Raw genomic sequence first — 11,377 nt, forward strand, 5'->3', positions numbered from 1 at the left:
GCTCTGCTCGCGGTACCACCCTCGTTAAAAAGCATACGCAGCGTTCGCGATATGCCTCGCGCTTCGGCTGCTCTTTCACTCGATCATGGATAACGGCATGACCCGATTCTCTCTACTCGGCTTCGAGAGATGCTCCTGGGGGATATTCGGCACGCTGCAGAGGTTAGGCTCACACCAAATCCCTAACTCGCTGGCACTGCGGTTACGTCCTACTCGGTCCAGTCATCGCTTTGCTGCGATACATTTAACAGGAGTATAACGAATTCGCCAAGCTTAGTCAATACGACCTGCCCTTACGGTTCGCTATGATCCATCTGCATGCTGTTCCAGCCCTCGTTATTGAGAAGCTCCAGCTGCGCTTCCAGCAAAGTCCGAAAACGCGTGCGGTAAATGGAAGCCTGCTTTTTCAGCTCTTCGATTTCCAATGCAACCTTACGCGAGCGCGTCAATGCTTCGTTAATAATGCGGTCGGCGTTCTTCTCCGCCTCTTTAAGAATCAGCTGCGCTTCTTTCTTCGAATTGTTCTTCAGTTCGTCGGCTGCTTCCTGGGCTACGATAATCGTTTTGCTTAACGTTTCTTCGATATGGGCAAAATGGTCAAGACGTTCCTGCAGCGCAACCGTCTGATTGTGCAGATCTTTATTTTCACGGATAAGCGCTTCATAATCCTTGATCACCTGATCCAGGAACTCGTTGACCTGATCCTCATCATAACCGCGGAATGAACGGGAAAATTCCTTGTTATGTATGTCCAATGGCGTTAGTGGCATTGGTGCACCTCCTTTGTAAACATAGCAGAATAATAATCAACAAAAAGCTTCGTATGTATATCCCGATTCCACCCAACGGCGGATATCAGTATCCTGCATGTTCAGTTCGACATAAAATAAGAAATTCCTGCAAATCCGCATATATCGTGTCCAATTTCAGGCATACTTGCCGATCTTCACGCGCATTCTGCCTTTTTTTGTAATCCCTTCCACTTCAAGCACCTTAAACCGTCCGAAGCCTTGAAGGGACACCATATCGCCCTCCTTCAGCTGTTTGCTCGGATCTTCCTCGACCTTCCAGTTGACGCGGCAGCGGCCGGCCTGGATCGGAATCAGCACCTTGGCGCGGCTCAAGCGGAATACGTCGCTGACGATTCCATCCATGCGCATCGAAGCGACGGACAGATTCAGTTCGTCCAGCTGCACTGAGGCGATCTGCAGTTTATCCAGCGGAAGCAGCTCCGTCTGGACATGCACGCGGTGCACCTGGGATAAGTGCAGATGCAAGTAATCGGCGGCCTCCTCTGCGACCAGGCAGTGGCAGCCTCCCTCTATAACATGAATATCGCCAATCTTGTCCCGCTTCATGCCGAGTCCAAGAATGGCGCCCATGTAATCTCCATGTTCCAATGTCAAAAACTTGCCGTCGCCGGACGAAACGGCCAAAACCGCGATTCCCATATCCTCATCGTCCACGGGCCGGTAATCGGGGGCAATGATCGCCCGCTTCCGTTCGGCCCCGGTGTAACCGCCATCCAGACGGCAGTGCACATCGGGATGCCGGTTCGCCAGCGTGCTCAAAATAAAAGCCTGCCTGGGGTCCAGAAAATCCGTCCGTTTTACGGCATGCTGCTCGGCGGACCGCTGCACCCAATCCCACGCTTTGTCAACAAAGTGGTGTTCGTCCGGGTGAAAGTGCGAATAAAGTTCTTTTTGCAAGGTTAAAACGCTCCAACTATAAAAGAAATAATGGTTCGAATGCCCAGAACGACAAAGTGCAGGGCGAGCAAGGCGACGATCGGCGAAAGATCGATGAACCCGATCGAAGGAATAATTTTACGGAACGGCCGTAAATACGGCTCGACGAGCTTGCCCAGCAGCTCTCCGATAAAGCTTTCCCTTGCGTTCGGAAACCAGGAAAGAAGGATGTAGCCGATAATCATGAAGTAATAAATTTGCTCTAAGTAACCTAAAATCACATCAATTTGGTAAAGCACTTGCGCAGTCACCTCAATGTCAGGATATGCGTCTACTCCTCACTCATCATCTCGGAGATATGTCCATGAATATCGACCGAATCGGGCGTGCACAAGAAGATATTCGGCCCCAGTTTGGAAATAGACCCATTTAAAGCATATACCGTTCCGCTCAGGAAATCCACTATACGGACGGCTTGATCCGATCGAACCCGCTGCAGATTGACGATGACCGCTCTTCGGGAACGAAGATGGTCGGCGATATCCTGCGTTTCATCGTACGTGCGCGGTTCGCTGAGCACAACGCGGGCATTTTTTTGCGAATGAATGCTGACGACGTTGGCCTTATTTTTACTACGAATCTCGTATGGATTGGTTTCAGGTTCTTCCGGCTGCTCCACAATCCGTTCGCGTTCGACGACTTCTTCCTCCTCCTGCAGCCCGAGAAAATTCATAAAGCGGTTCATTACACCCATAAGGAATACCTCCTTCTCTATATTGGTTGTACGGTTTCACCCGATTCTTTGACCAAAACTGTCCCCAGGCGCACCATGGTCGCCCCTTCCTCTATCGCCACCTCGAAATCTCCGGACATCCCCATGGACAAGTGCTCGACTGCATAAGGCAGTATGCCTTGTCCGTTCAAACGATCCCGCAGCTCTCTCAATCCGCGAAAAACAGGTCTTGTCGCCTCGGCTTCCAGCTCGTAAGGCGCCATTGTCATCAGGCCTGCTATATGTATATGTTTCAGGTTGTTCACTTCGGCGGCAAAGTCGAAAAGCTCCTCAGGTCTCAAACCGTACTTGGTTTCCTCACCGGATACGTTGACCTGAATGAGGCATTGAACCTGCAACCCTGACGCCGCCGCCTGCTTGTCCAGCTCCTTGGCAAGAGAAAGGCGGTCAAGCGAATGAATGTAAGCAAACTTCCCGATGATATCTTTTACCTTGTTCGTCTGCAAATGTCCGATAAAATGCCAGGTGCCGCGATCGTGCAGCGCCTCCCACTTCGGCTTCACATCCTGCCAGCGGTTCTCCCCGATGTGCAGGACGCCTTCGTCCAGCACCGCTCTGGCCGTCTCGAGCGAGACGTATTTCGTAACAGCTATAAGCATAACCTCTTGCCGCCGGCGGCCGGAACGCTCGCAGGCAGCGGCAATTCGGGCCTCCACCGCGTCAATCTGTCCCCGTAAACTCATCTATTCTGCCACCTCGTTTCCATGCATCACGCGAAATCTTGCCGGTCCGGTTCGGTCATTCCGATCCAAGCGATCATTCTTCCCGTAGAACCGCCTTCTTTTCGATGGGAAAAGAACATATCGGTGCTGCAACTCGTACACAACTGAGTTACTTCGATATGGGACGACAAAATTCCTGCTTGAAGTATCAAAATTCGGTTCAAACCTTGCAGATCGAGCATGTATTTCCCGTTTGCCCGTTCTTGAAGAATAGGTTCGGCAGCCGCTGCGGAAGCATGTATCTCCAGCAAAACTTCCTTCACCCGGCTCGCGACGGTATCGTCCACTTCGTAGCAGCAAACGCCGATCGACGGTCCTATGGCGGCCCGGATGTGCTCCGGCTTGCTACCAAAAGTATTTGTCATTGAGGTTATCGTAGCCATGGCAATTTTTAACACGGTCCCTTTCCAGCCTGCATGCGCAAGCCCTGCCACCCGCTGAACGGGATCGTAAAAATAAAGCGGCACGCAATCGGCAAATTGGGCGCACAGGACGATGCCCGCTTCATTCGTAATGAAAGCGTCCCGCGCTTGAATCGCCGCCTCCCGGCTCAAGCGCCCTCGGCCCGCATCGGCTCTTCCAACGACCTGCACTTCGCAGCCGTGTACCTGCTCGGCGTAAGTAAAGCGGGCGAACGGCAGGCCTACCGCTTCGGCGATGAGCTCGCGGTTTTGAACGACCCGCTCTGCGGCATCATTGACATGCAGCCCGCAGTTCAGCGTTCCGTAGGGCGCTTCGCTTACGCCTCCGTGCCGCGACGTAAATCCGGCGGTCAGCTCCGGAAACTGCCGCATCCAGCTCTCCAGGGCAAAAAGCGTCGGCTTTCCTTCTATAACACGACTAACAAACGGTTCCACGCTCTGTTCCTCTCCCTTATTGCATCTTTGTCTCTACTTTAGCACAAAATGAAAAGACACACGATCTTTGCCAGGCTTGCCCTATCCGGGACTGCCTGCCCGTGTGCTTGACTTCACGCGCGAAATTGCTGATTGTACTCGTAAATCTGCTCGTTCTCGTCGCTTTGCCGGTAAGGCCGCGTATCGTCCAGCTTCACCAGCACGACGTCGGCTCCTATTTTCACGATATGTTTCCACGGGATGATGACATCGGTACCCGATCCGAACAAGCCGAAAAAACGGCTTTGGTTCGGCACGACGATCGATTCGATGCGCCCCTGCCGCAAATCCAGTTCCAAATCGCTGATTTGCCCCAGCTTTTTCCCGTCGACAATATTAATAACGTCCTTCGTTTGAAAATCGGATATTTTCATGAGGCGACACCCTCGCATTTTCTGAAGTTTTTCCGGCTTTGTACTAGTATATGTGGGGTGTGGGCAAAATGTCCTGCCAATCAAAAAAAGACCGTACCGGCCTGTCTAAGCCGATCCGGTCTTTATGAAATTTCAGGTCTTGACGTGTTTTTGCATCTGGGAAATGGCCGATTTCTCCAGCCTGGAAACTTGCGCCTGCGAAATTCCGATTTCGTCGGCCACCTCCATTTGCGTCTTCCCTTCGAAAAACCGCATGGACAAAATCATTTTTTCCCTGTCGTTCAGCTTCCGCATCGCTTCCCGCAAGGCAATGCCCTCGATCCAGGACATATCCTTGTTGCGCTCGTCGCTGATTTGGTCCATCACGTAGATTGGGTCTCCTCCGTCATGGTAAATCGGCTCGAACAGCGAGACCGGGTCCTGGATCGCGTCAAGCGCGAAGACGACATCTTCTTTCGGAACGTTCAGCGCCTCGGAAATTTCGTATATCGTCGGCTCCCGCGAGTTTTGATTCGTCAGACTGTCTCTCACCTGCAAAGCTTTATAGGCAATATCCCTCAAAGACCGCGAAACGCGGATCGGGTTATTATCGCGCAGGTAGCGGCGGATCTCGCCAATGATCATTGGCACGGCATACGTGGAAAATTTGACGTTCTGGCTCAAGTCGAAGTTATCGATAGCCTTCATCAAGCCGATGCACCCCACCTGAAAAAGGTCGTCCACAAACTCTCCCCGATTGTTAAATCGCTGAATCACGCTGAGAACCAGTCTAAGGTTCCCGTTCACTAATTTCTCTCTTGCAGTCCGCTCCTGTTTCGTTTGCAGCTCAGCGAATAGCTCCCGCATTTCCGCATTGGTCAGAACAGGCAGTTTGGCGGTATCAACACCACATATCTCGACTTTATTTCGGGTCACCGTGATTACCTCCCAAGGAGAAACATTAATGTTAATTATCCCCGCGAGCGATTGATTTATTCGCCTTAAAATCCGCCCGGACCTACTTGACAAAAGGGTTTGAACTTGCTCCCTCGCGTTAGTCCTGCATTATTTTCGATTCGGGAAGCGAAAATTTTTTTTCAAAGCAAAAAGAGAGGCGCCGGCCCCTCTTCGCTAAACCATTTTATTAAATTCTTTGCGCAGCCTTTTAATAATTCGTTTTTCCAGCCGGGAGATGTAAGATTGGGAGATGCCAAGCAGATCCGCGACATCCTTCTGTGTTTTTTCCTCGCCGTCCTGAAGGCCGAAGCGCAGCTCCATAATAATGCGCTCGCGTTCCGTCAGCTTATCCAGCGCTTTATGCAGCAGCTTGCGGTCCACCTGCTCCTCGATGTTGCGGTAAATCGTATCGTTCTCCGTCCCCAGCACATCGGATAGCAGCAGTTCATTGCCGTCCCAATCGATATTCAGCGGTTCGTCGAACGAAACTTCGGTGCGGATTTTGCTGTTCCTGCGCAAGTACATCAAAATTTCATTCTCGATGCAGCGGGAAGCATAGGTGGCCAGCTTGATCTTCTTCTCCGGATCGAACGTATTCACCGCTTTGATAAGCCCAATCGCGCCTATGGAAACCAGGTCCTCAATGTTGATGCCGGTGTTTTCAAACTTTCTTGCTATATAGACAACCAAACGCAGGTTGCGCTCGATCAGCATAGCACGTATAGCCGCATCCCCCGATGGTAACTTTTCCAATAAATATTCTTCTTCTTCTCTCGTAAGCGGCGGCGGCAGCGCCTCGCTTCCGCCTATGTAATAGATTTCCTCGCCTTTGAGCCCGAGCTTCATCAATATTTTGTAATAAAAAATTTGCAAGAGCAATTTCCACTTCAAGAGCATGTTGGTTTCCTCCTAAGAGTTTTGCGTAAGCAAAACTGACTTCGTAAGCATTCGCTGAGTTTTCCGTAGGAAAACTAACTTCGTAAGCATAGGCTGAGTTTTGCACTAGCAAAACTGACTTCGTAAGCATGTGCCGGGCTCTTTTTCCCCGGTCGAACGGCAATTGAAAGCGTTATCCCGCGGCAACCAAGGTGGGATGTATGATCGCCTGATACGATCCGTCGCTGCAAAGCTTGCCTCCATCCAAACCGATCAGCACTTTGGAGGCCTCGATTTGCTTGTCATTGTAGGTAATCACCACCTTATCGGGCTTGATGGCCAGCATAAACTGCGTATTGCGGTTAACGCCCCGGTAAGGCACAAGACGCAAACGGTCCTGCCATGCAAATTCCTCCGTCCCGAGGCCGCTGATGATTTGGTCAACGTCAGCCGAACGAATGCGCTGCAGCCATTCTTCCGGCAGCACTTCCCCCCACTCGGACACTTCCATGACCATGACAGGGGTTCGCGTCAACGGATCGTAGAGCTGGTTGCCCGTATCGATCAAACCTCTGCAGGAAGCGGTAAAATCATCCACATAAATGCTTACTTCCGCCAAAAAAGCCGTGAACTCCTCGCGCTGCTTAGTGCTCAGAAACACGGTTCTGAACCACCAGAACATAACACCGGCGGCAATCAAGATGAATACGAGGCCGATCTGCAGCTTGAACGCCATGCCCCCGGCATGGGTAAACAAAAGGCCGTCCATTACATCCGACGAGGACGATAGCACGTAATGGATGCCGAATATGCCCCCGGCGACAGAAAAGTTAACCAACAGGAACGTTCCCAGGTTTCGCAAAAAATTTTGTAGGCTGCCGAATCCAAAAGCTGTCATAATCATGCCGATACAAAATATACATTTCACAGAAAATGTAAATAGGATGGAAAGCTCCGGAACGAACATTAACACGACATACGAAGCGCCGATACTGGCCGAAAGCGCGATTCTCCACCATTTGAACTTTATTTTCCGGGTCTTCGCCGTCACTGCGAGCATAGCCGCGTCCATCAGAAAGTTCAGCAGGAATATGAGATCCGCATATACGACCACGATTTGCTCACCTCCCCAAGGAAGACGCTTGCGGAGCAAGTTTTCTGGCGAAAACTTATTATTTAGGCTCCAGACCAGTATATAGTAATCATATTTCAAAGTCTGTCTAAACTTGCCAGTCGGACGCAACTTTTTTTGTCAATTGCTGCGGCTTGCCGAAGGCTCTCAAAAGGCCCGGAAACGGCAAAAAACCGAAGCCCCAATGTGGCGGGGCTTCGGTTACTATGTGAGCAATGTGTATTTATTTGTCGGTATTCCGCCCGCGATTGCGGAGGAATGTCGGGATGTCCAACTGGTCGTTCGAAGTCTGCGTGCCGAAAGGTCTCAGATTGTTCAAACGGTTGTCGCCGGCAGGTTCGGATTGGCCTGCGGAAGGACGTTTGACCTGCGGTTGAGGCTGCACAACTTTATGATCGAAGCCTGTGGCGATAACCGTTACCAGAATTTCGTCCTTGTACCGCTCGTCAATAACCGCACCGAAAATCATGTTCACTTCGATGTCGGAAGCGGAAGCGACGATATCGGCAGCTTCGTTGACTTCATACAAGCTCAGGCTTGTGCCGCCGGTAATATTCATCAGAACGCCGCGAGCGCCTTCGATCGAAGTTTCCAGCAAGGGGCTGGAAATCGCTTTTTTGGCTGCTTCGGCAGCGCGGTTCTCGCCGGTCGCCACGCCGATGCCCATCAGGGCCGATCCGCGCTCGGTCATAATCGTCTTGACGTCTGCAAAGTCCAAGTTAATTAATCCCGGCACCGCAATCAAGTCGGAAATGCCCTGTACCCCTTGACGAAGCACGTTGTCAGCCTGACGAAACGCTTCAAGCATAGGAGTCTTCTTGTCTACGATTTCAAGCAGCCTGTCGTTAGGGATAATAATTAACGTGTCGACTTTCTCTTTCAGAGCGGCAATCCCTTGTTCGGCCTGCATAGAGCGCTTACGGCCTTCAAAAGTGAACGGGCGCGTAACGACGCCTACGGTCAAAGCACCGACTTCTTTGGCAATTTCGGCGATGACCGGAGCGGCTCCCGTTCCGGTGCCGCCGCCCATTCCCGCTGTAACGAACACCATGTCGGCGCCGCGCAGCGAGTTTAAAATCATCTCTCTCGACTCTTCAGCCGCTTTCTTGCCGACTTCCGGATTGGCGCCCGCTCCGAGACCTCTTGTAAGCTTGTCCCCGATTTGCAGTTTAATCTCCGCCTGCGCATGATGGAGCGCTTGCGCATCCGTATTTACCGTGATGAATTCGACGCCTCTTACGCCGCCCTCAATCATGCGGTTCACGGCGTTGCTGCCGCCGCCGCCTACTCCAATTACTTTTATTTGAGCCAACTGGTCCATATCCAGATCAAATTCAAACATGTGAGCCATATCCTCCTAACTATACTTTCACTGCCAAAGCTAAATGAACTCGCTGAAAAAATTTTTTACCCGTTCCATCCAACCGGGTTTTGTCGTTGTGGTGCCGGAGGATTTTTTGCTCGGAGCCTTGGCGGCAATTTTCTTGGCGAAGCCTGAGCCGCCCGTGCTGCGAGTTCTCATATATTTGGAAACGAATTGAATAATGCCAACACCGCTTGTAAAGGAAGGATCCCGCACGCCGATAAAATCGGGAACAGCAATGCGTACGGATGTTGCTAGTTCGGCTTGCGCGACGGCAAGCATGCCCGGCATACAAACGGTTCCGCCGGTCAGCACGTACCCGCCGGTCAACTCGCCGTAACCCAAACGATGCACTTCCGCGCGAATGAGATGGAAAATTTCTTGTACGCGAGGCTCAATAATATTCGCGAGATCGACCTGTGAAAATTCTTTTTCGATGTTGCTTCCGATTCTCGCAACTTTGAATAGTTGATCCGGCGCAGAATCGTCTATGGACGCGCAGCCGTATTTCAACTTGATTTTCTCGGCAATTTCCAGCTGCGTTCGAAGCCCGATGGCAATGTCGTTGCTAATGAATTCGCCGCCGATCGGAATCGTGGAAGTCGCAAGCAAATTTCCTTGTTCGAAAACGGCGATCGTCGTCGATCCCGCTCCGACGTCTACAAGCACGGTTCCGATCGCTTTCTCGTCTTTGGATAAAGCGAGCTGACCGGAAGCCAGCGACATCAAAATGAGACCGGCCACTTTTAATTCGGATTTTTCAACGACGCGAAGCAAATTATGTATCCCGGTCTTCGCTCCGGTAATGATCGTCGCTTCCACTTCCAACCGGACTCCGATCATACCGCGGGGATCATTAATTCCCTCCTGCCCATCGACTAAATACTGCTTGGGTACGACTCCAATGATTTCACGCTCGGGAGGTAGTGCGATAACTCTGGCTGCCTGAATGACCCGATCAATGTCTTCATCTCCGATCTCCCGGTCCTCATTCGAAACGGCGACGACGCCATGGCTCGATTGAAGAGCGATATGGTTGCCGGAAATTCCAACATAAACTTCGGATATTTGTACACCTACCATGCGCTCGGCATGATCTACCGCACTGCGAATCGAGTTGACGGTTTGATCGATGTCGACGATAGCGCCTTTACGAATACCTTCCGAATCGGCAGATCCCACACCTATTATATTAATGGTTCCGTTCACGACTTCCCCAATAATAGCACGAACCTTGGATGTACCGATGTCCAAACTAACAATGATGTCATTGTTGCTCAATCCCTTGGCACCTCCTGTAACTTGGGTAATAATGAGCGTTCTTCACGCGTGCATTTGTACTTATTCCACACCGTAGCCATATTCCCTCTTTTTTTTACGCTTTTTTTGCTGCAAGTTCAAGTCTCAAATTGCATTATTGCTTACGCATTGGCAATCGTTTCCACGAAAAGTTGCTAGTTTGAAAGAATATTGAAAAAAGTAACCATAAAACTAATTTTAACATTATTTCAATGGATTGAGTAGTCTATTTGCGTTTTTTTGTCACGATGGCCGGGCCGTATCTTTCGTCGTCGGTTTGGGACTCGGTTTGGGCGTATTTTTGGGAACGGATTTGGCGTCAGACTTATCCGCATCTTTTTTCACATCCTTTTTCGAATCCGCAGCGGAATCCGCATTGCTTCCCGATTTTGCCCCGTCCTGGCCGGCAGCGTCTTTTGGGGACGAGTCGGAAGGATCGAACGGAGCGTGATTGTCGACCTCGAACATTTTAATAATGCCATTCGTAATATGATCTTCTCCTAAGCTTGCTATATAAGCCGGCAGTTTGTCAATTTTCGCGGGCAAGTAGGCGATCGTCGTATACACCTCGAACTGGGACCGGGTATACAGCTTGATCTTATCCGGGTATGAATCTGAAGGGTCCGGTTTGATTTCCGAAATGTCGGACAGGGAAGCGGCGGGAATGCTGCCGAGCGCTTTGCAAAGCGCGATTTTGTTCGGATCGGAGTCCGACCATCCCGTCAGAATCGGCTTGTCCAGCGGAAAATTACCGTCGGCCAAAGCGACGACAGCACCGTCGGCGAGCACAGCCTGCTTGCGGCCGTCGGCTGCGATTTGGAACGCTACTTTGGGATGCTCCTGCACCTGAATGTGAATAACGCCGGGAAAATGTTTCGTAACCTCGACCGCCTTGACGATGGGCAGCTTCGCTACGCGGCTTTCAATCGCCCCCGAGCTGACGGCAAAAAAATGATCGCCGGCGGCAACCTGGGCGGCTTGTCCGATCGCATCGGCGGAAATCAGCTCATTGCCTTCGATTTGTATTTCGCTGATTCGGCTTAAGGAAGATTGGAAAAAGAGGATCACCAGCACGGTGATGAAAAAAAAGAACAAGAAGCCCAGCAGCTTCCGGTTCGAACGCGAGCGCGGCTTCGGATTGGGTATGGCGGGTACTTTGCGGTCTTCGGGCAAGATGGGCACCACCTATTATTAATTACCGCCCTCTCCTTCTCCTTGATAGAAAGCGCCAAAGATTTCCGCCCCCGGACAAACGCGTTAGCGGAATGGAGAGCAGTTGAATCGGCCAGTAACGCAAA

The 11,377-nt window shown here is 51.2% G+C and carries 13 protein-coding genes and 1 other annotated feature (1 of these 14 cut by a window edge); all 13 genes read right to left on the reverse strand.

Annotated features, from left to right (window positions below):
* Positions 1–235 (reverse strand) — a binding site (T-box leader); it reaches 14 nt to the left of the window's first position.
* A gap of 58 nt (positions 236–293) precedes the next feature.
* Positions 294–770, reverse strand: a complete 477-nt coding sequence (locus AC3G2T_RS10880) for a DivIVA domain-containing protein (protein ID WP_474684420.1) — start codon at positions 768–770, stop codon at positions 294–296.
* Between the two features lie 156 nt (positions 771–926).
* Positions 927–1,709 (reverse strand): YlmH family RNA-binding protein, encoded by a 783-nt coding sequence (locus AC3G2T_RS10885; protein ID WP_488435450.1) that lies wholly within the window; start codon positions 1,707–1,709, stop codon positions 927–929.
* A gap of 2 nt (positions 1,710–1,711) precedes the next feature.
* Positions 1,712–1,987, reverse strand: a complete 276-nt coding sequence (locus tag AC3G2T_RS10890) for a YggT family protein (RefSeq protein WP_488435451.1) — start codon at positions 1,985–1,987, stop codon at positions 1,712–1,714.
* 32 nt (positions 1,988–2,019) lie between these two features.
* The gene (locus AC3G2T_RS10895) at positions 2,020–2,442 is read right to left on the reverse strand and encodes a cell division protein SepF (RefSeq protein ID WP_474684423.1); all 423 of its coding nucleotides are present in this window, start codon (positions 2,440–2,442) and stop codon (positions 2,020–2,022) included.
* Between the two features lie 17 nt (positions 2,443–2,459).
* Positions 2,460–3,164, reverse strand: a complete 705-nt coding sequence (locus tag AC3G2T_RS10900) for a YggS family pyridoxal phosphate-dependent enzyme (RefSeq protein ID WP_474684424.1) — start codon at positions 3,162–3,164, stop codon at positions 2,460–2,462.
* Between the two features lie 26 nt (positions 3,165–3,190).
* On the reverse strand, positions 3,191–4,060 hold the full coding sequence (gene pgeF, locus AC3G2T_RS10905; RefSeq protein WP_488435452.1) for a peptidoglycan editing factor PgeF: 870 nt from the start codon (positions 4,058–4,060) through the stop codon (positions 3,191–3,193).
* Between the two features lie 113 nt (positions 4,061–4,173).
* On the reverse strand, positions 4,174–4,473 hold the full coding sequence (locus AC3G2T_RS10910; protein WP_488435453.1) for a YlmC/YmxH family sporulation protein: 300 nt from the start codon (positions 4,471–4,473) through the stop codon (positions 4,174–4,176).
* A gap of 132 nt (positions 4,474–4,605) precedes the next feature.
* Positions 4,606–5,388 (reverse strand): RNA polymerase sporulation sigma factor SigG, encoded by a 783-nt coding sequence (gene sigG, locus AC3G2T_RS10915; protein WP_488435454.1) that lies wholly within the window; start codon positions 5,386–5,388, stop codon positions 4,606–4,608.
* A 195-nt stretch (positions 5,389–5,583) separates the two neighbouring features.
* A complete protein-coding gene (gene sigE, locus AC3G2T_RS10920) occupies positions 5,584–6,306 on the reverse strand; it encodes an RNA polymerase sporulation sigma factor SigE (RefSeq protein WP_474684428.1) in 723 nt (240 codons plus the stop codon).
* Positions 6,307–6,478: 172 nt separating this feature from the next.
* Complete coding sequence (gene spoIIGA, locus AC3G2T_RS10925; RefSeq protein ID WP_488435455.1) at positions 6,479–7,399, reverse strand: sigma-E processing peptidase SpoIIGA; 921 nt, start codon at positions 7,397–7,399, stop codon at positions 6,479–6,481.
* Positions 7,400–7,640: 241 nt separating this feature from the next.
* A complete protein-coding gene (ftsZ, locus tag AC3G2T_RS10930; protein ID WP_474684430.1) occupies positions 7,641–8,759 on the reverse strand; it encodes a cell division protein FtsZ in 1,119 nt (372 codons plus the stop codon).
* A 39-nt stretch (positions 8,760–8,798) separates the two neighbouring features.
* Entirely contained in the window at positions 8,799–10,061 is a 1,263-nt protein-coding gene (gene ftsA / locus AC3G2T_RS10935) for a cell division protein FtsA (protein ID WP_474684431.1), read from the reverse strand.
* Positions 10,062–10,322: 261 nt separating this feature from the next.
* Complete coding sequence (locus tag AC3G2T_RS10940; RefSeq protein WP_474684513.1) at positions 10,323–11,261, reverse strand: cell division protein FtsQ/DivIB; 939 nt, start codon at positions 11,259–11,261, stop codon at positions 10,323–10,325.
* Between the last annotated feature and the right edge of the window lie 116 nt (positions 11,262–11,377).

It is taken from the genome of Paenibacillus sp. sgz302191, assembly GCF_057749925.1.